The sequence below is a fragment of the Streptomyces sp. GbtcB7 genome, assembly GCF_019091445.1.
In the GTDB taxonomy this organism is placed as follows: Bacteria; Actinomycetota; Actinomycetes; order Streptomycetales; family Streptomycetaceae; genus Streptomyces; species Streptomyces mirabilis.
Window position 1 is genome coordinate 281,462 of sequence record NZ_JAGXJM010000005.1, and the last position, 23,063, is coordinate 304,524.

At 71.0% G+C, this 23,063-nt stretch carries 19 protein-coding genes and 1 pseudogene; 12 read left to right on the forward strand and 8 right to left on the reverse strand.

The window, feature by feature from the left end; translation table 11 throughout:
• Positions 1 to 64 precede the first annotated feature (64 nt).
• From KVT44_RS11560 to KVT44_RS11580, 5 genes are all read left to right on the forward strand, one after another.
• Positions 65 to 862 carry a VOC family protein gene (locus tag KVT44_RS11560; RefSeq protein ID WP_075025912.1) on the forward strand — a complete coding sequence of 266 codons (798 nt, stop codon included), beginning with the start codon at positions 65 to 67 and terminating at the stop codon, positions 860 to 862.
• Between the two features lie 176 nt (positions 863 to 1,038).
• Positions 1,039 to 2,094, forward strand: coding sequence for a helix-turn-helix transcriptional regulator (locus tag KVT44_RS11565; RefSeq protein ID WP_107490819.1), 1,056 nt, complete (start codon positions 1,039 to 1,041; stop codon positions 2,092 to 2,094).
• The gene (locus tag KVT44_RS11570; protein WP_099924562.1) at positions 2,075 to 2,794 is read left to right on the forward strand and encodes a ribonuclease H; all 720 of its coding nucleotides are present in this window, start codon (positions 2,075 to 2,077) and stop codon (positions 2,792 to 2,794) included. The genes KVT44_RS11565 and KVT44_RS11570 overlap by 20 nt, the downstream gene beginning before the upstream one ends.
• Before the next feature lie 159 nt (positions 2,795 to 2,953).
• On the forward strand, positions 2,954 to 5,026 hold the full coding sequence (locus KVT44_RS11575) for a PQQ-binding-like beta-propeller repeat protein (RefSeq protein WP_308313965.1): 2,073 nt from the start codon (positions 2,954 to 2,956) through the stop codon (positions 5,024 to 5,026).
• A gap of 67 nt (positions 5,027 to 5,093) precedes the next feature.
• Positions 5,094 to 6,068, forward strand: coding sequence for a hypothetical protein (locus tag KVT44_RS11580; protein ID WP_217566955.1), 975 nt, complete (start codon positions 5,094 to 5,096; stop codon positions 6,066 to 6,068).
• A 73-nt stretch (positions 6,069 to 6,141) separates the two neighbouring features.
• Here the strand turns inward: KVT44_RS11580 and KVT44_RS11585 are convergent, their stop codons facing one another.
• Entirely contained in the window at positions 6,142 to 6,966 is an 825-nt protein-coding gene (locus KVT44_RS11585; RefSeq protein ID WP_217566956.1) for a tyrosinase family protein, read from the reverse strand.
• 34 nt (positions 6,967 to 7,000) lie between these two features.
• A complete protein-coding gene (locus KVT44_RS11590) occupies positions 7,001 to 7,384 on the reverse strand; it encodes a tyrosinase cofactor (RefSeq protein WP_217566957.1) in 384 nt (127 codons plus the stop codon).
• Positions 7,385 to 7,847: 463 nt separating this feature from the next.
• Between KVT44_RS11590 and KVT44_RS11595 the strand changes: the two genes are divergently transcribed.
• The gene (locus KVT44_RS11595; RefSeq protein WP_217566958.1) at positions 7,848 to 9,293 is read left to right on the forward strand and encodes an MFS transporter; all 1,446 of its coding nucleotides are present in this window, start codon (positions 7,848 to 7,850) and stop codon (positions 9,291 to 9,293) included.
• Complete coding sequence (locus tag KVT44_RS11600) at positions 9,290 to 9,889, forward strand: TetR family transcriptional regulator (protein ID WP_217567026.1); 600 nt, start codon at positions 9,290 to 9,292, stop codon at positions 9,887 to 9,889. The genes KVT44_RS11595 and KVT44_RS11600 overlap by 4 nt, the downstream gene beginning before the upstream one ends.
• A 39-nt stretch (positions 9,890 to 9,928) precedes the next feature.
• Here the strand turns inward: KVT44_RS11600 and KVT44_RS11605 are convergent, their stop codons facing one another.
• Positions 9,929 to 10,555 carry an alpha-ketoglutarate-dependent dioxygenase AlkB gene (locus KVT44_RS11605; RefSeq protein ID WP_217566959.1) on the reverse strand — a complete coding sequence of 209 codons (627 nt, stop codon included), beginning with the start codon at positions 10,553 to 10,555 and terminating at the stop codon, positions 9,929 to 9,931.
• Positions 10,556 to 10,599: 44 nt separating this feature from the next.
• On the reverse strand, positions 10,600 to 11,484 hold the full coding sequence (locus KVT44_RS11610; protein ID WP_217567027.1) for an aminoglycoside phosphotransferase family protein: 885 nt from the start codon (positions 11,482 to 11,484) through the stop codon (positions 10,600 to 10,602).
• 305 nt (positions 11,485 to 11,789) lie between these two features.
• Here KVT44_RS11610 and KVT44_RS11615 point away from each other — a divergent pair, with 305 nt between their 5' ends.
• The 3 genes from KVT44_RS11615 (at position 11,790) to KVT44_RS11625 (ending at position 15,878) form a co-directional block, all read left to right on the forward strand.
• The gene (locus KVT44_RS11615; RefSeq protein ID WP_217566960.1) at positions 11,790 to 12,848 is read left to right on the forward strand and encodes a tetratricopeptide repeat protein; all 1,059 of its coding nucleotides are present in this window, start codon (positions 11,790 to 11,792) and stop codon (positions 12,846 to 12,848) included.
• Entirely contained in the window at positions 12,845 to 13,900 is a 1,056-nt protein-coding gene (locus KVT44_RS11620) for a polyprenyl synthetase family protein (RefSeq protein ID WP_217566961.1), read from the forward strand. Before KVT44_RS11615 ends, KVT44_RS11620 begins: the two co-directional genes overlap by 4 nt.
• 202 nt (positions 13,901 to 14,102) lie before the next feature.
• On the forward strand, positions 14,103 to 15,878 hold the full coding sequence (locus KVT44_RS11625; protein WP_217566962.1) for a M4 family metallopeptidase: 1,776 nt from the start codon (positions 14,103 to 14,105) through the stop codon (positions 15,876 to 15,878).
• Between the two features lie 79 nt (positions 15,879 to 15,957).
• On the opposite strand, the gene KVT44_RS11630 is transcribed toward KVT44_RS11625, so the two are convergent.
• Both KVT44_RS11630 and KVT44_RS11635 read right to left on the reverse strand, forming a co-directional pair.
• On the reverse strand, positions 15,958 to 16,635 hold the full coding sequence (locus KVT44_RS11630) for an AIM24 family protein (protein ID WP_099924571.1): 678 nt from the start codon (positions 16,633 to 16,635) through the stop codon (positions 15,958 to 15,960).
• A gap of 134 nt (positions 16,636 to 16,769) precedes the next feature.
• Positions 16,770 to 17,333 carry an NADPH-dependent FMN reductase gene (locus KVT44_RS11635; RefSeq protein ID WP_099924572.1) on the reverse strand — a complete coding sequence of 188 codons (564 nt, stop codon included), beginning with the start codon at positions 17,331 to 17,333 and terminating at the stop codon, positions 16,770 to 16,772.
• 128 nt (positions 17,334 to 17,461) lie between these two features.
• On the opposite strand from KVT44_RS11635, the gene KVT44_RS11640 reads away from it, so the two are divergent.
• Positions 17,462 to 18,127, forward strand: coding sequence for a TetR/AcrR family transcriptional regulator (locus KVT44_RS11640; RefSeq protein WP_190172044.1), 666 nt, complete (start codon positions 17,462 to 17,464; stop codon positions 18,125 to 18,127).
• A 14-nt stretch (positions 18,128 to 18,141) separates the two neighbouring features.
• Here the strand turns inward: KVT44_RS11640 and KVT44_RS11645 are convergent, their stop codons facing one another.
• Both KVT44_RS11645 and KVT44_RS11650 read right to left on the reverse strand, forming a co-directional pair.
• A complete protein-coding gene (locus tag KVT44_RS11645; protein WP_308313971.1) occupies positions 18,142 to 19,305 on the reverse strand; it encodes a glycoside hydrolase family 64 protein in 1,164 nt (387 codons plus the stop codon).
• 287 nt (positions 19,306 to 19,592) lie between these two features.
• Positions 19,593 to 20,692: pseudogene (locus KVT44_RS11650) on the reverse strand (IS110 family transposase); the annotation flags it as partial.
• Between the two features lie 812 nt (positions 20,693 to 21,504).
• On the opposite strand from KVT44_RS11650, the gene KVT44_RS11655 reads away from it, so the two are divergent.
• Positions 21,505 to 23,004 (forward strand): sugar transferase, encoded by a 1,500-nt coding sequence (locus KVT44_RS11655; RefSeq protein WP_217566964.1) that lies wholly within the window; start codon positions 21,505 to 21,507, stop codon positions 23,002 to 23,004.
• Positions 23,005 to 23,063: the final 59 nt, after the last annotated feature.

Here is a 23,063-nt window from a genome sequence, read left to right on the forward strand (position 1 = left end):
CGGACGGAGGCTGGCTAGCGTGAAACCGGAATGAACCGTAACGAACCAGGAAGAGTGGAACGCCATGGCCGTACAGCCCGAGGGAACGCCCTGCTGGGCGGACGCGATGTTCAGCGATGTCGAGGGAGCGAAGAGTTTCTACGGTGAGGTGCTCGGCTGGACGTTCGGCGAGTCGTCCTCGGAGTACGGCAACTACACCCAGGCCTACGCGAACGGCAAGGCGGTGGCCGCCGTCGTCCCGCCGATGCCCGGCCAGGAGGGTCAGTCCGCCTGGTGCCTGTACCTCGCGTCGCCCGACGCCGCCGCCACCGCCCAGAAGATCCGGGCCGACGGCGGCGAGGTGCTGATGGAGCCGATGCAGGTCGGCGACTTCGGCACGATGGTGATCGCCCGCGACCCGAGCGGGGTCGTCTTCGGCGTCTGGCAGCCCGGCCGGCACGAGGGCTTCGAGGCCCGGGGCGTGCCCGGCGCGTACTGCTGGGCCGAGGTCTTCACCCGCGAGCCCGAGAAGTCGGACACCTTCTTCTCGGCCGTCTTCGGGTACCGCATGAAGCAGCTGGACGACGACGCCGTCGACTTCAGGCTGTACGACCTCGGCGAGGATCCGGTCCTCGGCCGGATGCGGATGACGGACGACTTCCCGCCCGAGGTCCCGCCGTACTTCAACGTGTACTTCACCGTCGAGGACTGCGACGCCGCGGTCGCGAAGGCCACCGAACGGGGCGCGATTCTCCGCTTCGGGCCGATGAGCAGCCCGTTCGGCCGCTTCGCCGCGCTGAGCGACCCACAGGGCGCGGCGTTCTCCGTGATCGACGTCAAGACCACCGAGGGCGCGATGCCCAAGGCGACCGACGTGTCCTGAACGGACCACGGATCCCCCACGGACCGGCCCCCCGGAGAATGGCGGAATTCCTCCGGGGCGGACCGGGCCTTTTGTCTCCGGGGCAACCATGCGCATGCGGTACTCGTCCCCCCTTGTGGTTGCGGCACGTTCGAACGGCCGAACCCCCCACAAGGATTGCGAGCGAAAGAGACCTCATGCTCCGCATTCACTTCACTTCGGACGACCTGCAGAACATTCGAGTGGCCCGGCAGCCTGATCCCCTGTGGGAACTGATGTGCAGTGTCTGCCGTCTGGAAACCGGCCAGGGGCCGCTGGAATTCGGACATTGGCGTCGCTCGGCTCGGCAACGATTCTCCGGCGACTCGAACCTGGGCCGCGCGCTGCGCCCACTGCGCGCCCTGATCCCCGCCACCGGCTATATTCCGGACTTCCTCACCCCACCGGTCACCGGCGGCGGTCTTTCCGCCGGACTCGACCAACTGCTGCGCACACCGCGTGTGCAACTGGTCCGCGAACTGTCGCGGCTGGCCGAGTCGCGCCCGGTCCCGAACTGGGCCGCCTCGCTGGGCAGACCGGGCAGCGACGCGCTCAAGGTGCTGGCGAACTCCCTTGGGATCTACTTCCGCGGTCTCCTGGAACCGCACTGGCCGCACATCCGTACGGCGGTGGGAAACGATGTCGGGGTGCGCGCCCGAGCCCTCCTCGACGGCGGCACCCAGGCACTGCTGGAGAGCCTGCGCCCGGTCGCGCGCTGGAGTTCCCCGGTGCTCGAGGTGGACTATCCCGTCCAGCGCGACCTGTATCTGGAGGGCCGCGGACTTCTCCTGGTGCCCTCCTACTTCTGCTGGCGCAGACCGACCGCGCTGGCGGACCCCGGTCTGGATCCCGTGCTCGTGTACCCGGTGGCGAAGACTCCGCTCGCCGTCGCGGACGGGACGGACGGCGGGGTCGAGCGCCTGCTCGGCCGCACCAGGGCCGCCGTACTGACCGAGGTCGCCGGACAGAGTGCCCGCACCACCTCCGAGGTGGCCGAGGCCGTGGGGATCGCGCTGCCCAGCGCCAGCTACCAGATCGGCGTGCTGCGCGACGGGGGACTGGTCGCCAGCCACCGTGACGGCAAGTACGTCCTGCACACGGCGACGCTGCTGGGTCTGCGGCTGCTCGGCACCAGCCCCCGGATGCGGGAGAGCGTGCTGCTGCCCGTGCGGGGAGCCGCCGCCGGACCGTGGCATGATCGGGGACATGCTTGAACGTGTGGTGGCCGCCTGTGACGGGGCTTCGAAGGGAAACCCGGGACCGGCCGGATGGGCGTGGGTCGTGGCCGACGGCGCGGAGACGCCGACCCGCTGGGAGGCGGGAGCGCTGGGCACGGCGACGAACAACGTCGCCGAACTCACCGCGCTGGAGCGCCTGTTGACGGCGATCGCGCCGGACGTCCCGCTGGAGATCCGGATGGACTCCCAGTACGCGATGAAGGCCGTCACGACCTGGCTGCCCGGCTGGAAGCGCAAGGGCTGGAAGACGGCCTCCGGAAAGCCGGTCGCCAACCAGGAACTGGTCGCGCGCATCGACGAACTCCTCGACGGCCGCACCGTGGAGTTCCGTTACGTCCCCGCCCACCAGGTCGACGGCGACCGGCTGAACGACTTCGCCGACCGCGCCGCGAGCCAGGCCGCCATCGCCCAGCAGCCCGCAGGCAGCGACCTCGGCTCCCCGGAGCCCCCGCCGTCCCCCGACACCCCGGCCCCGTCCGGCGCCGGTCGCCGCCGCACCACGGCCGCCGCCTCCGCCAAGACGCCCCGGCAGGGCACGTCGGCCCGTACGATCAAGGCCAAGTTCCCGGGCCGCTGCCTCTGCGGCCGCTCGTACGCGGCGGGTGAGCCCATCGCCAAGAACGGCCAGGGCTGGGGGCACCCCGAGTGCCGCACGGCCGAGCCCAGCAACGCCTAGTACTTTCCCTGCCTCGGTCTCCTTCGGGGGCTGTCCGCCGAACGCTCGGCGGACAGCCCCCGAAGCGCGTGGCGGACACTGGTGCCAAGACGGGGCGCGTCGGGGAGGATGTGGGATCTTCGGCACCGGCCGGGGGCGTGGGGCCTTGCAGGGGGTTGCGTGGAGGCGTTCGAGATGCTGGAGGCGGGGGACCCGCGTCAGGTGGGGCGCTACCGGATCGTGGCGCGGCTCGGCGAGGGCGGGATGGGGCGCGTCTACCTGGGGCGTTCGCCCGGAGGGCGGGCGGTCGCGGTCAAGGTGGTGCGTCCGGAACTGGCGGACGACGGTGACTTCCGGCGCCGGTTCGCCCGGGAGGTCGCCGCGGCCCGACGGGTGAACGGCGTGTTCACCGCGGGTGTGGTCGACGCCGATCCGGACGGTTCGCCCGCGTGGCTGGCGACCGCGTACGTGCCCGGGGTCCCGTTGGGTGACGCCGTGGCGGCGCACGGGCCGTGGCCCGAGGGCCCGGTGCTGGCGCTCGGCGCGGGACTTGCCGAGGCCCTGGAGGCGATCCACGCGGCCGAGGTGGTCCACCGGGACCTCAAGCCGTCGAACATCCTGCTCGCCCCGGACGGACCGCGGGTGATCGACTTCGGGATCTCGGTGACCGGGGAGGCGAGCGCGCTGACCCGGACCGGCGTGGTGGTGGGGACGCCAGGGTTCATGTCTCCCGAGCAGCTGACCGGCAAGCCGGTCGGGCCGGCCAGTGATGTCTTCTCCCTGGGCGCGGTCCTGGCCTTCACCGCCACCGGGGCCGGGCCGTTCGGGACCGGCTCGGCGCACGCCCTGAGCTTCCGTGTCGTCTACGAGGAACCCGACCTGCGCCGACTCCCGCCCGACGTACGGGACTTGGTGGCGGAGTGCCTCGTCAAGGAGCCCGGCGGACGGCCCACCGTGCCCACGTTGCTGGACCGGCTGGCCCGAGCGACCGGCGGCGCACCGGCCGTCAACTCCGCCCCGTCGCACGCTGCTTGGCTGCCCGAGCCGGTGGCCGCCGCCGTGCACACCCGTACCGCCACGCAGCCCTCGCCCGAACCGTCGGCGCGGGTGGTGCCGCCCCGGCCGGGGGAGTGGCCCGACGGTGACCGGCCGCCGTCCGTCGATGCCGCCGGTGGGCCGGCGGGGCCGTCGCGCAGACGGGCCCTGCTCGGCGTGGGCGCCGGAGTCGCGGGTCTTGGGTTCGGCGGCTGGAGCATCTACGACAACAGGTCCTCCGCCACCCGAAGACGCGAGGCCGGGCCCGGCGAGCAGCGCTGGCGGTTCCAGGTCGGCGGCCTGGTGTACGCGTCGCCGGCCGTGGCGGACGGTCTGGTGTACATCAGCAGCAGCCGCAACCTGTGCGCGGTGGACGCCTCCACCGGCGAACAGCGCTGGAAGCGTCCCAGAACCGGTGTCGGGTATTCGTCACCGGTCGCCGTCCGGGGGACCGTCCTCCTCAGCAGCATCGACGAGAACCTGTACGCACTGGACGGCGCCACCGGCAAGGAACAGTGGAAGTTCCACCTCGGCAGCGTCGGTTCCCAGTCGCCCACCGAGGTCGGTGGGATCGTCTATGCCGGCGGTGAGAACGGCAACCTGCATGCCGTGGACATCGCCGACGGCAGCGAAAAGTGGCACTTCTTCGCCGGCGGCGGGGTGTCCTCGTCTCCGACCGTGGCAGAGGCGGTGGTCTACTTCGGCAGTTTCCACAGCCTGTTCGCGGTGGACGCGGCCACCGGTGAGCAGCGGTGGAAGGCCACCACCGACGCCAGCGTGTTCACACGGCCCGCCGTGGTCGACGGGGTGGTCTACGCCGGCTCCGAGGGCGGCGCCCTCCTCGCGGTGGACGCCGTGACGGGCGAGCAACGATGGAAGACAGCGGTCGGAGGTGTCGTGTCCTCGTCGCTGACCGTGTCCGACGGGGTGGTCTACGCCGGCAGTGCCGACGGCAACCTGTACGCGGTGGAGGCCGCCACGGGCAAGCGACGATGGAGGTTTCCCATCGGCAAACGCACGCTCTCCTCGCCGACCGTCTCCGACGGGGTGGTGTACGTCGGCGGTGGCGACCGCCACCTGTACGCGGTGAACGGTCCGACGGGCAAACAGCGGTGGAAGTTCGCCACCGGCGGGGCCGTGTACTCCACGCCCGCCGTGTCCGACGGGGTGGTGTACGTCGGCAGCGAGGACGGCTATCTGCACGCGGTGACACGGTAGCGACGGATTCGGGTGGGAGATGGGGGACGGGGGATAGGGGAGGGGGATAGGGGATGAAGGATGGGGGATGGGGAAGAAATTGGGACACGAAGAACTGCTGACCGCGGACGTCGAGGCCCGCGTGCTGGCCGAAGCCGACCGATGGCTGCGGGCGGGGCTGAGTACCGAGCCCTGCGACCGGCCGAGGGCCGAGGCCTCGGTCGCCGCCGTGTACCGCGCCCATGGTCTGCCGGTCCCGCGGACCGTCGTATGGATGGACTCCCCGCTGGGCGGCGCGCCGGCGTCCTGGGTACTGCGCCACGGGCGCGAGGGACGGCTCGACGGGACAGTGTTCACCGATCTCGCCGCCGGTCCGCCGCTACGGCTCTCGCCGGAGTTCGCGCGGCGGGCGGAGGAACGGATGCGCGGGCAACTCCCGGCGGGAGCCGACCGGCCGCGGGCCGGTCGCGCCAGAAGGCCGCTGACCGGCACCTTCTGGGACACCTCCGAAGCGAGGACACGACTGGTACGGGCCCTGGGCGAGCCCCTGTACGACACGCTCGGCCTGCACTGGGAACGCGGCGAGTCCGGCGCCTACGAACTGGAGGAGGAGATGAGCCGTGTCCTTTCCCGGTCGACGGACCCCGCGCCGGGGCGCTTCGGCGGGCTGGTGCGGCGCCGCCTTCAGGACAGGCTCCGCGGTCCGGTGCCGGAGCACATCGTTCGGCCCGTCCGCGTCATGGACGTCATCACCCCGCCACCGCCGCCGAGCCGGGAGGAGATCTACTTCCGGCAGGAGTTCGGCGGCAGGCTGGACAGCTGGTCCGCCGCAAGGGAGTTGATCCACTGGCGCTGCATGCTCGTCGCCGCCGGGCTTCCCGGCTCGCCGGCTCTGGAAGCCCTGCAGGAGGCCTTGTACCAGGTGGGCGCCTGGTGGCCGCTGGAGGACGCCGTCGTCCTCACCGAGCGCCCCGTCGTCCTGCTGCATCAGGACGCGACGGACACCACCACGACGCACGTACGGATCGGGTACGCGGACGGCTGGCAGGTGGAGGACGTCTAGACGAGCGGCGTGAGGCCCCGCTCGCCCCTCCCGAGGAGGAGGGGCGAGCGGGGCCGGACCTGTGAACGCGCGGTCAGACGGTGTCGAAGGTGTAGAACGCGGTGTGATCCAGCAGGTCCGCCGGTTTCACGTCGTTCCACGGCTTCATGGTCTCGTCGAGGTCCACGACGTCGGGGGTGCCGGAGAGCGGCAGATAGCCGGAGGCGGGGTGGCGGCGCTGCCAGTCGGCCCAGAGCTTGTCTATGTAGGCGTGGTGCAGCCAGAAGACGGGGTCGTTGGGGGAGACACCGGTGGCCATCTGGCCGCCGACCCAGACGTGCACCCGGTTGTGGAGGTTGACCCCGCGCCACCCTTCGAGGTGATTGCGGAAACCGTCCGAGGAACTGTTCCAGGGCGCCATGTCGTACGTCGCCATGCCGAGCACGGAGTCCACCTCCGCGCGGGTCGGCAGCTCACGGGCACCGCTGCCGAGCGAACGCCGCAGATACGTACGGCCGTCGACGCGCACGTTGATCGGCCAGTTGCCCGCGGAGGCCGCGAAGGGGCCGTCCATCACCCGCCCGTCCAGGCTGCGCCCGGTGCCGCCGAGGAAGTCGGGGGCCCACAGGGTGGAACGGGGCGAACGGTCGGTGCTCCAGTCCCAGTACGGGAGGGCGACGGAGGCGTCCACGGACTGCAGCGCCCGCTCGAACTCCAGCAGGAATCTGCGATGCCAGGGCAGGAAGGAGGGCGAACGGTGGCCCGTCCGTTCCCCGTTGTCCGTGTCGCCGAGGATGAACGCGTTGTGCGTGGTGACGAAGGCGTCGTACCGGCCACTGCGCTTCAGCTGGAGGAGCGCGTCGGTGAAACGCCGCTTCTCGTCGGCGGTCAGGTTCGCCTGGTTCTTGCGTACGGTCATGTGCGGGACTCCACGGTGTGCTGACGGGGCTGGGTCACTGCTGGGGCATGGGCATGCCGAGGGGGACGAGCGGTGCCCCCTGGAGTTCCACGACCGCGGCGCGGGCGGCGGCGCGCGGGGTGGGCACCGGGTCGTAGTGGCTGACCACGCTTATCCAGCTGCCGTCGGCGTTCCGCATCACGTGCAGCTCGACCCCATCGATGAACACGGCGTACCCGGCGCCGTGTTCGTGATGGTGACCGCCGCCGGCGGCGGCGCGGCCCGTGATGCGACGACCCCGGTAGACCTCGTCGAAGGCCTCGGGCCCGCCGTGGTGTCCGGTGTCCGCGGCCCTGGCCACGGCGACGGTCTGGGTGCCGGCCGCGGCGGCGAGGGCGGCCGCGGTCCCGAGGGCACGGCGACGGGTGAGTTCCGGCATGCGGAGACCTCCTGCGATCAAGCTCGGTCGATGACCCGATATGCCTATCGGTTCGTCGGAGAGCGGGAGAAATCGCCGGATGTCGGTTGGCCGCGATCAGGACAATTAAGTAAATGTCGTGCAAGGTTGAACGAAGATGATCTTGCTGTGCGGGTGTCCGCGATCGACCGGAAGGCGGAATTCCTCCGGTCGGCGGACGTCCCGCCGGTGATCTTCCCGGGTCGGCCGGTGGCGGGTGGCGCGGCTCACGCCCGCAAGCTGGCGCGAACCGCGGGGGTCGCACCTGCCTGCTGCCCTACGTGATCAATTGAGGCCGATCCCTAGCATCCCGCCGCAGCTGTACTACCGGATCGACCGCGCGCCCGGACAACTGAAGTAGGGCGCCCATTGGGTGAATAGCAATTCACCAGCTATGGTGAATTGCTATTCACCCTCCTTCTTCGCGCCGACTCTTGGAGAGTTCATGGTGGCACTGCGTGACCGACTGACGGTCCCGGTCCTCGCGCTCGGCGGGAGCCTCATGGCCGTCATGCAGGTGGTGGTGGTGCCGCTGCTGCCCGACCTGCCGCGGCTGACGGGTGCGTCGGCGGGCGCCGTGTCCTGGATGGTGACGGCGACGCTGCTGACCGGAGCGGTGCTCAACCCCGTGCTGGGCCGCGCCGGCGACATGTACGGCAAGAAGAAGGTGCTGCTGATCGCCCTCGGGATGATGACGGTCGGCTCGCTCATGTGCGCCCTCACGTCCGACATCCGCATACTCATCGCGGCCCGAGCCCTGCAAGGGGCCGCGGCCGCCGTCGTACCGTTGTCGATCAGCCTCCTGCGGGACGAACTCCCGCCCGAGCGCACGGGTTCCGCGGTGGCACTGATGAGCTCCACCGTCGGGATCGGCGCCGCCCTCGGCCTGCCGATCGCCGCGATGGTGGTTCAGTACGCGAGCTGGCACGTCATGTTCTGGGGGACGACCGCGGTCGGCGCCCTAGGGACGGCGCTGGCCTGGTGGGCGGTGGGCGAGTCCCCCGTCCGCGAGCCGGGCCGCTTCGACATGACCGGCGCGCTGGGCCTGGCCCTGGGGCTCTCCTGTCTGCTGCTGGGGGTGTCACAGGGCGGCCAGTGGGGCTGGACCAGCCCCCGCATCCTCGGCCTGTTCGTCGGGAGCGTCTGCGTCCTCGGCCTGTGGTGGGCGCAGCAACTACGCGCCGCACGCCCCCTGGTCGACCTGAAACTGGCGACCAGCCCCCGCGTCGCCCTGCCCCATGTCGCGGCGCTTCTGACCGGCTTCGCCTTCTACGCCAACTCCCTGGTGACGGCGCAGCTGGTGCAGGCACCCAAGGCGACCGGCTACGGCCTCGAGCTGTCCATCGTGGCGACGGGCCTGGTCCTGCTGCCCGGCGGGGTGATCATGCTGCTGCTCTCGCCGGTCTCGGCGCGTATCTCGGCGGCCCGCGGTGCCCGGGTGACGCTGGCCCTCGGCACCCTGGTCATCGCCGCCGGCTACGGCATACGCATCATCAACAGCCACAGCCTGCTGGTGATCCTGCTGGGCTCCGCGGTCTGCGCGATGGGAACGGCGTTCTCCTACTCGGCGCTGCCCACCCTCATCCTGCGCGCGGTGCCCGCGGGGCAGACCGCGTCCGCGAACGGCGTCAACGTACTGATGCGTACCGTCGGCCAGGCCGTGAGCAGTGCCGCCGTCGCCGCCATCCTGGTCCACCACACCAGCCTCGTCGGCGGTGCCCCGATCCCCACGCTGCACGGTTATCTGCTGGCCTTCGCCATGGCGGGTACGGTCGCACTGGTGGCCTGTGTCGCCGCCCTCGTCATACCCGCCGACCCCACCCTCCGTGACACCCGACGGGCCTCCGGCAGTTCGGACGCACCTCGGGACGAGGCATTCGAAGGAGCCTGAGCACCGTGTCCACTCCGCCCCCCGGCCTCAGCGCGACCCCGATCGCCCCACCGCGCCGCGACGCCGAGGCCACGAAGGAGGCCATCCTCCGCGCGGCCCGCCATCTGATGGCCCGGCACGCCCACGCGGACATCACGCTCAAGGCGATCGCCGACCGCGCGGGGGTGAGCGCTCCGCTGATCCTCAAGTACTTCGGGAACAAGGACGCGCTCTTCGGGCGCGTGATGTCCTTCGAGACGGATGCCGCCGCCCTCCTGGACGCACCCCTGGACCGACTGGGCCCCCACATGGTCCGCCAGGTGCTCGTGGGCCAGACCGAGCGCGGAGCCGACCCCGTCCTGCGGATCATCTTCGCCCCGCGCCAGGGCGACCAGGGCGACATCATGCGCGCCAACTTCCGCACCCAGGTCAGCGACCGCCTCGCCCTGCGGCTGAGCGGCCCTGACGCGGACCTGCGCGCCGAACTCGCCGTCGGCACACTGCTCGGGCTCGGCGCGATGTACGGCATCGCACGCGGCACCCGGCTGCGCGCCACCGCGATCGAGGACATCGTCGACCGGTACGGCCCCACGGTCCAGGCACTCCTGACGCCGTGAGGCGAAGGACGCTGCCGGACCGGAACAGCCGCCCCCGTCTCAGTTCACGCCGTCCGGACGGAACTGGACGCTGATCCGCGGCCCCGCCGCCCGCGCCGTCTTGGGAATGGCGTGCTCCCAGGTGCGCTGGCAGGAGCCGCCCATCACGATCAGGTCGCCGTGTCCGAGCGGGCGCCGTACGGTCTCCCCGCCGAGGCGCGGGCGCAGCAACAGGTCGCGCGGCGCGCCCACGGAGAGGATCGCGACCATGGTGTCCTCCCGTGCGCCCCGCCCGATCCGGTCCCCGTGCCAGGCCACGCTGTCGCGGCCGTCCCGGTAGTAGCACAGGCCCGCGGTGGTGAACGGTTCGCCCAGCTCACGGGCGTAGTGCGCGGACAGTGCCTGTCGCGCCTCGTCGAGGATCGGGTGCGGCAGCGCGTCGCCCGCCCGGTAGTACGCGAGCAGCCTCGGTACGTCCACCACGTGCTCGTACATCTGCCGCCGTTCCGCCCGCCACGGCACCTCGTCGACGAGCCGTGCGAACAGGGCGTCGGCGCCGCTGAGCCATCCGGGCAACAGGTCGATCCAGGCCCCGTCGCCCAGGACCGTCCGGCGCATCGCGTTCAGCTGACTGAGGTGGAGCTCGTCGGTCTGGTCGAACAGCGAGCCCTGGAGGTGCGTGGACATGCCTCCAGCATACTCCGTATTCGAATATACGTTCCATTGATGTCTCAGGGCCTGGCGTCGGCCTCCGTGAGGACCGCGTGGATGACGTGCTCGGCGTTGGCGGCGATCACCGGATTGGTGAGGCGGTAGTACGGGAGCTGGATGAGCGCCATGGACAGGGCCCAGCCGCGCCCCCGCGCCCAGGTGGCGTCGTCGGCGCCCGCCGCCCGCCGGAAGGTGTCCCGCGCCTCGGCGGGGAGCAGGTTCCAGGCCGGGATGAGGTCACAGGCCGGGTCGCCGACGCCGACGGTGCCGAAGTCCAGCACGGCGTCGAGCCGGCCCCCGCGGGTGAGCAGATTGCCGGGCATCAGGTCGGAGTGGACCCATGTGGGCGGACCGGTCCACGCGGGTGCGACGAGCGCCGCCTCCCAGGCGGCGGTGGCGGCGGAGGTGTCGATCGTGCCGCGCAGCTCGTCGAGCGCGGCGCGCGTCATGGCATCGGCGGTGGACAGGAGCACGCCCCGGTAGGCGGTCGGCCCGTCGGGCAGCCGGACCCGGCGTAGCGCGGCCACGAAGGCGCCGAGGTCGGCGGCCAGGGGTAGCGGATCGGTGAGACGGTCGGCGCGCGGGGGTTCGCCGTCGAGCCAGCGCTGCACCATCCAGGGCCACGGGTAGCCCTCGCCGGGTGTGCCGGTGGCGAGGATCTCGGGGAGGGTGGCCGGGAGCAGCGGGGCGAGCCGCGGCACCCAGTGCGCTTCCTTGGCCACGTCCTCGGCGCCCCCTTCGATCCGGGGGAGGCGTACGGCCAGGTCGTCGCCGAGCCGGTACAGGGCGTTGACGGTACCCGCCGACGGGAAGCGCTTCAGGGGTAGCTCGGCCCACCGTGGGAACTGCGCGGCCAGTAGCCGTCGCACGAGCGAGGCGTCGATCGGGAACTCGCCGGGGCGCATCGGGCCCTCGGGGATCGTTTGCGCTTCTGGTTCTCTGTCTGACACGGGGCCCAACTATGCCTGGGGCGAGGGAGGTTCGCGCTTCTTTTTCGCGACAGGCAACCTGGCGCCCGCCGTCGCCGTCTTGATCGACAACGGATGGGTGGCACGACAACCGCGATACGGCAGGGATTCCCGAGTGGAAATCCAGCACACTATACTCTCCGTGTATACAAAGTGTGTATACGTGGTGTGTATACGTGAGGTGCGGAGTCGAGTCGTCGGGTGCCGCCGGTCCGTGAAAGTCGGCCGATCGAAAGGGATCCATGTACGGCAAGGCCTTCGCCCCCGAGTACCAGGGCGCTTTGACCACCCTGTCCGTGAACTCCTCGCTGACCGATGTCCTGGCGGCGGGCACCGAGCAGCTGCGCGCCGCCGAGCGCGTGGGCGCCCGTGCCGAGGCGGCCCGTTCGGGCCTGGCGGTCGCCGAGGCGCACCGCAGGCTCGGGCAGGTGGCCGACGCCGACCGGGCGTGGAAGGCGAGCTACCGCACCGCCCGCGAGGCCCGGGACACCGGCGCGATGGCGTGGGCGCTGTGGAGCGGCGGCACCCTGGCCCGCCAGCGCGGGGCGTTCCCGCTGGCCTGGCGGCTGCTGCGACTGGCCGCCGAACTCGGCAAGCAGTCCGGGGACGTCGTCGTACGCGGCTACTCCCTGGCGGGCATGGCGGAGACCGGCCGCATCCAGGGCGACTACGCCGCCGTGACCGCCCTGCACGAACAACTGCTGGCCGAGGCCCGCAAGCGCGGCGAGGCCCGCCACACCGTGTGGGCCCTGGAGGGCATCGCACAGATACACCGCAACACCGGCGCCTACGACACCGCGTACGCCCTGTTCGAGGAAGCGGCCGAGATCGCCGCGCGCGCCGAGGACCGGCGCGGCCACGCCTGGGCCTTGCGCGGCCTCGCGGACATCGTCTCCGTACGCGACCGGGACCCGGACCGCGCGCTGGCACTGCTGAGCGAGGCGGAGGTGTCCTGCCGGGCGATGAACCTGTCCGGGGCGCTCGCCTACAACCACAAGATGCGCGGCAACGTCCTCTACCGGGCCGGGCGTTATGAGCGGGCCCGGGACCTCTACACGCAGGCACTGGCGGAGTTCGAGGCGATGAGCGAGCCGCGCGGCCGGGCGCTGTCCCGGCTCGGGCTGGTCAAGTCCCTGGCCAGGCTCGGCCGCGACCACGCCGAGACCGCCGCCGAACTCACCGAACTGGCCCACGTGTTGGAGGGCATCGGGCTGCGACACGCCCGGGAGATGGTCGAACGGGCGCGGACGGAACTCGGCCTCACCCCGCCGGAGGGCGCGGACACGGAGGCCGCCCGATGACCTCTCCCCGTACGGTCCTGACGGCGCCGCCCGCCGCCCCGGAGATCCTGGCGCGCTGCCGCGAACTGGTCGCCCCGGCCCTCGCGGAGGCGATCGACGGGCTGCACCCCTGGGTGGCGGAGATGGCCGGCTACGCGCTCGGCCGCTGCGAGGTCGGCGGCGCCCCCGCGACCCACCGCCAGGGCAAGGGCGTACGACAGGCACTCGCCGTGCTCGGGGCCGAGGCGGCCGGAGGTTCCGCCGAGGCGGGCGTGCCGGGCGCGGTGGCGGTGGAACTGCTGCACACCTTCTCGCTCCTGCACGACGACATCATGGACGGCGACGCGCTGCGCCGCGGCCGTCCCGCCGTGTGGAAGGCGTACGGCACCGGCCCCGCCGTCCTCACGGGCGACGCGCTCTTCGCCCTGGCCGTCGAGACCCTCACCGCGGCGCCCGCGACCTCCCACGCCGCGGCGGCCGTGCGGCGGTTGACGAGGGCCTCGCGCGACCTGGTCCGCGGTCAGGCCGACGACCTGCTGTTCGCCCACCGCCCGTGGACCGGCCCCGACGCGGTGAGCGCGGGGGAGTACGAGGCGATGGCGGAGCACAAGACCGGTGCCCTGCTCGGCTGCGCGCTGGCCCTCGGTGCCGGACTGGCGGGAGCGCCGCAGGAGACGGCCGCCGCCCTGGACCGCGCCGGACGGCATCTCGGGGTGGCCTTCCAGATCGCCGACGACCTGCTCGGCATCTGGGGCGATCCGGCCGTCACCGGGAAGCCGGTGCACGGTGATCTGCGGCACGGGAAGAAGACCCTCCCCGTTCTCGCCGCCCTGGCCGCGCCGGGCCGCTCCCCGCTCGCCGAACTCCTCGCCTCCACCGCCGTCCTCGACGACGGCGCCGTACGCCGGGCGGCGACCCTGGTCGAGCGGGCGGGCGGTCGCACGGTGGCCTTGGGAGCGGCGCGCCGGCATCTCACCGCGGCGGACACCCTGCTGGCGGGAGCCTCCCTGGCCCCACGTCCCGCCGCGGACCTGCGGACGCTCCTCTCCTCCCTCGCCCACCGCACGATCTGACACCTGCGCGCCTCCGGCTCCCCCCGATGTGGGCCGGAGGCGCTGCGACCTCGATCACATGTGCGGGTTGGTGGACCTCATCGGGCAACCACCGCCCCTCTCGTCGCATCTGTCGGGAGGGCCCGACAGCCTCCACGGCGTTCAACGGCGCCGTGCCTCAGGGCGGTTGGCGACGCCGGCCGCCCCCGTTCGAAGGAACTCAGTGCGTAGACCCCACATACGCCGCGTGGCGATCGCCGTCGCGGTGACGACGGCGGCCACGCTTCCGATGGGCCCCGCCTTCGCGGCGCCCGACTCGCCCGCCCGCGCCGCGACTTCGGCCTCCTCGCCGGTGGAGGCCGCCCGGGCCGCCGCGTTCGCCCACGCCCCGGCCACCGGTGTCGGCCCGGGTGACACCCTGCGGGCCACGGACGTCATGACGGACCCGGACGGCAAGCAGCACGTCCGCTTCGTCCGCAGCCACCAGGGGCTCCCGGTGCTCGGCGGCGACCTCGTCGTCCACCTCGGCAAGCAGTCCGCCTACCTGGGCGTGACCCGGGCCGCCGACCACGCCGTCAAGCCGGCCACGACCGAGGCGAAGCTGACGCCCCAGCAGGCCGAACAGAAGGCCGCCGTGGTCGCCCAGGGCGACGCGGGCAGCGCCGAACTCGTCGTCGACGCCCGCGACGGCGCCGCCGCCCTCGCCTACCAGGTGCGCGTGACCGACAGCGACACCACCGAGGCCGGTGGCTCCCGCACGGTCGTCGTGGACGCGCAGAGCGGCCGGATCCGCAGCAACACCCCCGACAGCGACGAGTTCATCTCGCCGCACCTGGAGAAGACGCTGCGCGACAAGGGCGAGACGGCGAGCCCGGAGACGGGCGTGGCCACCCAGCCGGCCGGCCTCCTCGGCGCGACGGCGGCCGCCCGCTACCCGGTCAAGGCCACCGGCAGCGGCACCTCCCTCTTCGCCGGCAAGGTGACGCTGACCACGACCCGGACCGCGCGCACCAGCTTCCTCCTCAAGGACCCCACCCGGTGGAACACCGAGACCAGGGACGCCAAGGGCGCGGAACTGGAAGCCTTCTCGCGCGGCACGAAGTTCACCAGCACCACCAACAAGTGGGGCACCGGCACCACCGCCAACCGGACCACCGCCGCGGTCGACGCCCAGTACGGCATCACCCAGACGCTGGACTTCTACAAGAAGACCTTCGGCCGCAAGGGCATCAAGAACAACAGCACCGGCGCCCGCGCGATGGTCCACTTCGGCCGCAAGGTCGGCAACGCCTTCTGGGACTCGACGTGCGGCTGCATGCTCTACGGCGACGGTGACGGCGCCATGTTCAAGAAGCCGCTGGTCGTCCTGGACGTCACCGGCCACGAGCTGACCCATGGCGTCGTCGACGCCACCGCCGCCCTCGAACCCACCCGGGTGGACGCGCGCGGCAACCAGTACGGCGAGCCGGGCGCACTCAACGAGTCGCTCGCCGACATCTTCGGGTCCAACGTCGAGTTCTCCGCCAACAACCCGAAGAACCCGCCCAACTACCTCATGGGCGAGAAGCTGGGCCTCGCCCAGAAGTTCCTGCGCCGCCTCGACCACCCCTCCCTGGACAAGCTGGAGGGCACCATCGACTACTGGTCGCCCGCGGCGTACGACACCGAGGTGCACGCCGGCTCCGGCGTCTCCTCGCACGCGTACTACCTGCTCGCCGAGGGCAGTGGCCGCAAGACGATCGGCGGTGTGAAGTACGACTCGCCGACGTACGACGGCTCGCGGGTGACCGGCATCGGACGCGCCAAGGCGACCGCGATCTTCTACCGCGCGCTGACCCGCTACATGGTCTCCACGACCGACTTTCATGACGCGCGGACCGCGACCCTCAAGGCCGCCGCCGACATGTACGGGGCGACCAGCGCCGAGTACCTGGCGGTGGACGCGGCGTGGGCCGCCGTCAATGTGACCACCGCCAACACCCCGGCCGTCGGCCGCTGACGGACGGCACGAGAAGGACGGCACCAGAAGAAGGGGCCCCGCCACCGGGCGGGGCCCCTTTCGCCGTCTCCCCCCGGCGTCAGTGCTGCTGTGCCTTCTGCGGAGTCGCCTCACTCGGCCGTACGACGACCAGGCCGTCCCCCTCCAGCTTCAACTGCACGGCCTCGCCCGAGCCGCCGCGGATCATCGAACCGATCGACTGCGAGCGGTGCAGCGAGGTGTGGAGCTGCGCCGTCCAGCCGACGACCGCGTCCGTGTCGACGTACACCGGCTGCTGCGGCGAGACGGGTATCACCAGCGGGTTGCCCTCGCAGATCAACCCCAGACTGCCGTGACCGCTGAAGACGCTGTTGAAGATGCCGCCGCCGGTGACGCCCGCGCCCTTCACGGTCTTTATCTCGTACGACAGCGTGGAGTCGAAGCACAGGACGTTGCGCCCGTTCACGGTGAACAGGTCGCCCGGCTCGATGTCGATGATGAAACAGTTCTGCGCCTCGTGCGCGAACCAGGCCTCGCCCTGCCCGCGCACCGTCATCAGCGGCAGTCCCTCACCGGTGACCGCCCGCTTGAGCATGCCGCCCACGCCCTGGCCCTTGCGCTCGAACTGCAGATTCCCCCGGTAGGCGATCATCGCCCCCTGGCGCGCGAGCATGTCGCCGTTGACGGCGTACTTGATCGACTTGGCGTTCTGGATGGTCATGCCCGGCGTGACGGCGGGCTGCACCATGTGGTCACTGGAAAAGAGATCACCCTTCATGCGGGCATCTTGGCCCGGAGGGTCCGATTCCGCCAAGATCGCTGACAACCGGGAGCCGTTGGAGGCGGTTGGCGGCTGCCGGGAACGCGCGAAGGGCCGGTCCGGTGACACCGGACCGGCCCTGGGGGGAGTCGTCAGGAGGCGCTGGCGGTGCCGACCTGGCTGTGCAGGCGGGCGACGACCTCGGTGAGCTGGGCGGCGACCTCGGCGTCGTCGACCGGGTGGGTCTCGGCGAAGCGGGTCACGGAGCCGGGAACGGAGAGCTTGAGGTCCTCCAGGACGGCGGCACCCGCGATCCCCAGGGCCTTGCGGGCCTCGTCCTGCGCCCAGACGCCACCGAACTGACCGAACGCGGTGCCGACCACGGCGGCGGGCTTGCCGGTGAAGGCGCTGGCGCCGTACGGACGCGACAGCCAGTCGATGGCGTTCTTCAGGACGGCCGTGATCGTGCCGTTGTACTCCGGCGAGAAGAGCAGAAAGGCGTCGGCGCGGCCCGCGGCCTCGCGCAGGGCGATGGCGGCGGCCGGCACCTTGCCCTCGACGTCGAGGTCCTCGTTGTAGAAGGGGACCTCGGCGAGCCCCTCGAACAGCTCGATCTCCGCGCCCTCGGGGGCGAGCTTGATAGCCGCCTCCGCGAGCTGGCGGTTGTGGGAGCCGGCGCGAAGGCTGCCGACGAGCGCGAGGATGCGTACGGACATGGGGAACTCCCGGGGACGAAACATTGCGGCAATAAAGCGGACCGAGGTCCGCTTGCTGGTCTGTTTAATGTTGTAGCACCTAAACGGACCAGGGTCCAGTTGTCCCCTTCTGCCGTTACGCTGTGTTCATGTCCACCCCACTTCCGCCCTTCCCGAGGGGGCAGGAACCCTCGGGAGCCCCGGTCCCGCTGGAGCTGACCGTCGGGCCCGCCGCGCCGCAGCTCCGCGCCGACGCCGCGCGCAACCGCGCCCGGCTGCTGGAGGCCGCCACCCGCCTGGTGGAGGAGCACGGGGTCGCCAATGTGACCATGGAGGCCGTCGCCGCCGCGGCCTCGGTGGGCAAGGGGACCGTCTTCCGCCGCTTCGGTGACCGCACCGGCCTGCTGATGGCCCTGCTCGACCACACCGAGCAGCAGTTCCAGGCCGCCTTCCTCAGCGGCCCGCCACCTCTCGGCCCCGGCGCGGCACCGGCGGACCGCCTGCACGCCTTCGGCTGCCGGGTCCTGCGCGAGATCCACGACCGGCTCGACCTGTACCTCGCCGCCGAGCCGGACGCCTCCCGCCGCTTCAGCTCCGCCCCGTACCGGGTCCGCTTCACCCACGTCGTCATGCTCCTGCGCGAGGCCGTGCCCGGCGCGGACAGCGTTCTTCTCGCCCAGACCCTCATGGGCTACCTGGAACCCGCCCTGATCCACCACCTGACGCGACAGTGCGGGATGCCCCTCGAACGCCTGGAGTCCGGCTGGCACGACCTGGTGAAGCGGACCACCTGCCCGGTGCCGGACAGGCCCTAGCCTTTCGGTGTCCGTCAGTTGAACGGGTCCAGCGTGACGTACGCCTGCTGGGGGTTGCCGTCGTGGACGAGGGACTCGTAGTTGCCGACGTCGTCGAAGGCGAACGCGTAGGCCTTGCCGTCGGCCATCTGCGCATGGATCTTGCGGGCGTACTGGTTGGTCACCGTGTCCTGGTAGAAGTTCGCCGAGCTCGTGTCCGGCTGGTTGGGGTTGGTGAGAAGGGTTGAGCGGTTGAAGCCCGCGCACAAGGTCCGTGAAATGGGGCCGCGTACCAGGTCGTTGGGGGCGTCCAGCCGCTTGTAGCAACCGAAGATGCTGTCCGAGTCGGGCTTCTGGAAGCTGGTGACGACCGCTCCGGCGCTGTTGGTGAAGTTCATGACGTCACCGGAGACCCGCCCGAAGTACTTCGTGTTCGGCTGATCGGTGAACGGCGTCACCGTCAGCGTCGACGAACTGTACTTCTGCCACACGCGGTTGACGTAGTCGTCCATGACGGTGCCCGGCAGCGCGCCCGCCTCGATGCCGTGGCCGGGAGCCAGCGCCCGCAGGACGGTGCCGTCGGACCGGGTCTGGATCAGATTGGCCCAGCCGCCGGGCTGACCGCGCAGGGCGTTGAAGAACCCGGTGTAGCCGCCCGTTTTGAGGTGGCCGGTGTTCTTGGTGCTCCCGTCGGCGAGTTGGACCCCGACGGCGTACGGGGCCGAGAACATGTCGACCTGGGTGCTGTTGATCCACAGCCCGGAGTCGTTGAGCGTGTACTCGGACCAGTTGAAGAGGATGTTGTGGTTGGGGTCGCTCGGGTTCTGCACGGCCGGCTGCACCAGGCCGCCGGTGGTCAGGCGGAAGTCGAGTTTCTGGCCGTAGGAGAAGTAGATCCGGCCGGAGAACTTGGGCATCCGGATCGTCATCGACTGGCCGTTGGCCGGTCCCGTGATCGAGGCGTCGGGCGCGGGCGTCGGCGGATTGCCGCCGGCGGGCCAGGCGTGGAACGTGCCGTTCGCGTCGGCCCAGCCCTGCTGGCCCGTCGAGAGGAGTGTTCCGAGGTCGTAGATGTAAACGGGTTCGCTGCGGCCGGAGTTGTTCGTGAACTTGAGTGGGATCGTCGTCGGGACGGCCGCGTTCGCGTCGGCGGGGGCGCCGAACGTGAGAAGCGCCGTGGTGGCGGTGGCCGCCGCCACCGCCAGAGCATGCCATTTCAGCCTTCTGGACACTCGCTCTCTCCTTGGGTGGGGGGATTCCAACGAGGTCGATTCCGGCGGAGTGGAGCCGTCCGGTTCTCGTTGAGAGCGCTCTCAGAATTGCGGCGGGTGCCGTACATGTCAACGATTCCGACAGGATTGGTCTGGTCCAACCAGGACTGGTGGTGTGTCTCCTCAAGGGCTCCCCAGCGTCCCTCGTACTCCCCGGACACCTCACGTGGTTATGCCGTCAAGCCGCGACGGGCTGTTCGACGAACACACCGCGTTTCTCCGACATCTCGTCGGCGCCGGTAGTGGGCGTGGGCCCCGGGTGAAGGCCGCAGGGCCGCAAAAGTCCAGAGGTAGCCGGCGTGGTTGAGCCGGTCGTTCTTCGCCCACCGTCTCGTGATGGACGACTTCTGGCCGGAGGCCCTGGTGATGGGCGAGGGGCCGGCGTATGCCTTCAGGCCGGGGGCGTCGGCGAAGCGGGTGTGGTCGTCCCCGATCTCGGCGAGGGTCCGGGCGGCGAGCTGGATGCCGAGCCCGGGGAAGCTCAGCAGCACCTCGGCGTCCGGGTGTTGAGGGAGCGCCACTTCCACCGCGTCGGTGAGCTGGTCGGCGGCGGTGCAGGTGGCTTCCAGCTGGATGAGGAGGGCGTGGGTCTGCTTGCCGAGTGCGTCCTCGACGAGGGGCGCTGGTGGGTCCAGTTGGAGCGGAAGACGTCGCGGAGGCGATCGGCCTCGGCGGCGGTGCCGCGCCGGCGGCCGGCCCGCTTGAGAGCGGACTGGAGCTGGGTGCGGGTCAGCCGCGCAGCCCGGGCGGGTGTCGGGGCGGTCTTGAACAGCTCGCGGGCTTCGGGTCGGCATAGGCCGTTGGTCCAGGGCGCGAAGGCTTCCAGTGCGGCCGGGTCGTACTCGCCCAGCAGGGAGCGCAGCTGGTTGGCGATCTGCCGGCGGTTCCAGGTGGCGTCCTGCTGGGCGCGGGCCAGGACGGCGACGGCTCGGGCCGGGTCACTGTCCTGCGGCAGGGGCCGGTGGGCGTGCATGTCCGTGCGCACGATGTTCGCCAGCGCAAGGGCATCACCGGGGTCGGACTTCCTGCGCGAGACGGAGTGCCGGTCGCGGTAACGTGCCGCGGCCATCGGGTTGATCGCGAAGACCTGCCGCTTGCCGGTCCGCAGTACCGCCACCAGCAGGCCGCGGGAGGTCTCGATTGCCACCGGAATCGGGTCTTTCCCGAAGTCATCGTGCTCGGCGAGGAGTTCCAGCAGCAGCGTGTAGCCGGCTGCGTCGTCGGTGATGTGGCGTTTGGCCAGTAGCGCGCCGGTGTCGTCGACCAGGGCGACATCGTGCGTGCGTTCCGCCCAGTCGATACCGCGGTAGATCACGGCGAGTCCTTCCGAAGTACGGATGTGTGCGACGTATCAGGAGGTCACCGTGTGGTCGGCTCGCGCCACCAACACCAACGAACGATCGCTGCGCGTGGGGGTCCATCGCCGGTGGTGCCGGGCGCCCCTGTCTGGGGAGAGGTTTTCCGGTCAAGCACTGGCAGTGGTAACTGTCGTCGCCGGGCGCCCCCTTGGGAGCCGATGAGTCCTGTTGGCAAGACGAGGCCGGCTGCGCGCCCACCCGCAGAGCATTTGAGCCACATGACATGACTGTGGATCTGTTTGCACAAGTACAAGAACGGTCGTGACGAGGCAGGTCAGGACGTCTTTCGTCGCCAAGGCACCCGCAAGCGGTCACCGATCCATGCATCCGGCTTCAAATCTTGCGCACAAATTCCACACACCCCTCTCTTCAGACGGGCCCCGATGGTCTAGATTGACCGTGCTTCGCATGGTGGGACACCAGGCGACAAATGATGATCTATGGGTCCGGCGATACAGACGGCCAGCAGCCGCGTCTCTCGCGCCAGACGTGGGGGTGATCAATTCGTGGAGCCCGAGAGGGGCTTGAGGCGCGGGGGGCATCCGAGGTTTCGACGGGTTCCTACGCACCTCAAGAGCCTGGCAGGACGTGCGAGTCCGCTGCGGCCAGGGTGGGTTGTTCACGTAGCTCTGAAATAGCCGGGATGTCATGCGCGGGGGGCGGGGGCCTCCCGAGGGGGGAACAGCACGGCGGGAGGCGGGGGCCTCCCGCAGGGGGCGAAACAGTGTGAGGCGAACACGTCGAACCACTGGGGACCTTGGGGGGTTCTGTGCGGCAAGGGGGACTAGTCGGCCCGTTTCCGTCGGCGCGCGGGCGTCTGGCGGACGGCGCAATCAGCCAGCCCGCGATCGAATGGGAGCAGCGGTACCGGCGTGCCGTGATCACCAGCGATACCGTGGCCACCGCCTTCGTGGTGGCGGCGATCGGCAACTTCTTCGGGGCCCGGGACGCGGCCAACTGGCACGAGAAGTGGGGAATTCTCGCATTCGGCACCCAACTGCTGGTGCTGGGAGCGCTTGCGGTGAGCCGGTCGTGGGCTCCGGCCGTGCTCGGCCAGGGTGCCGAGGAATTCCGTCGGCTCGGACGCTCGCTGTTCACGGCGACCGTCGTCCTGGCGCTCGGCGGGATCGCCCTGACCTCGCGCAACATCAAACTCTGGATCTTCGTCGCGGTCCCCGCGATCGCGCTCGTCACCATGACCGAGCGGTATCTGCTCCGCCTGTGGCTGCACAAGCAGCGCAAGGAAGGACGATGCCTGAGACCGGTGCTCGCCGCCGGGAGCCCGGCCACCGTGCGCGACCTGATCAACCGGACCCGCAAGTTCCCGCACCTCGGCTGGCGCGTGGAGGCGGTGTGCACGACGGACGGCCGCGGGCTCGACGGAGACCAAGGCGGGCTCGACGGCGACCAGTTGGACGGAGTGCCGGTCATCGGCCTGCTGGAGGACGTCGCCAAGCACGTCCGCCACGACGGCTACCGGGTCGTCGCGGTCACACCCGACCCGCACTGGTCACCGGACCGCCTGCAGCGGCTGGCCTGGAACCTCGAGGGCAGCGACGCCGAGATGATCGTGGCCCCCGTGCTGATGGAGGTGGCCGGCCCGCGGCTGCATGTCGACGCGGTGCTCGGGATACCGCTGCTGCGGGTCAGCATGCCGACCTTCACCGGAGGCCGCCGGGCGATCAAGGGGGTCGTCGACCGGATGGGTGCGGCGATCCTGCTGGTGCTGTTCGCACCGCTGATGGTCTTCGTAGGGCTGCTCGTGCTGGCGGACAGCCGGGGCGGGGTGTTCTACCGCCAGCGCAGGGTCGGCAAGGACGGCCGCGAGTTCACCATGCTCAAGTTCCGCACCATGGTCGCCGGCGCCCACAAGGCACGTGCGGAGCTGGCCGACCGCAACGAGGGCGCGGGCCTGCTGTTCAAGCTCCGCCGGGATCCGCGGGTGACCCGGGTGGGAGCGGTGCTGCGCCGGTACTCGATCGACGAACTCCCGCAGCTTTTCAACGTGCTCACCGGAGCGATGTCGCTCGTCGGTCCACGGCCTCCGCTGCCGGAGGAGTGCGCCGCGTACGACCCGGACATCCGGCGGCGGCTGCTGGTCAAGCCCGGGCTCACCGGCCTGTGGCAGATCAGCGGACGCAGCGACCTGCCGTGGGAGGAGGCGGTCCGCCTCGACCTGCGGTACGTGGAGGACTGGTCGCTCGCCCTGGACACAGTGATCTTGTGGAAGACGCTGCGTGCCGTGCTCCACGGGCAGGGGGCCTACTGATGCGCGGGGATCGTCCGACCGGCGCGTGGACCGCAGGCCGCAAGGGCCTGCCTGGGGGG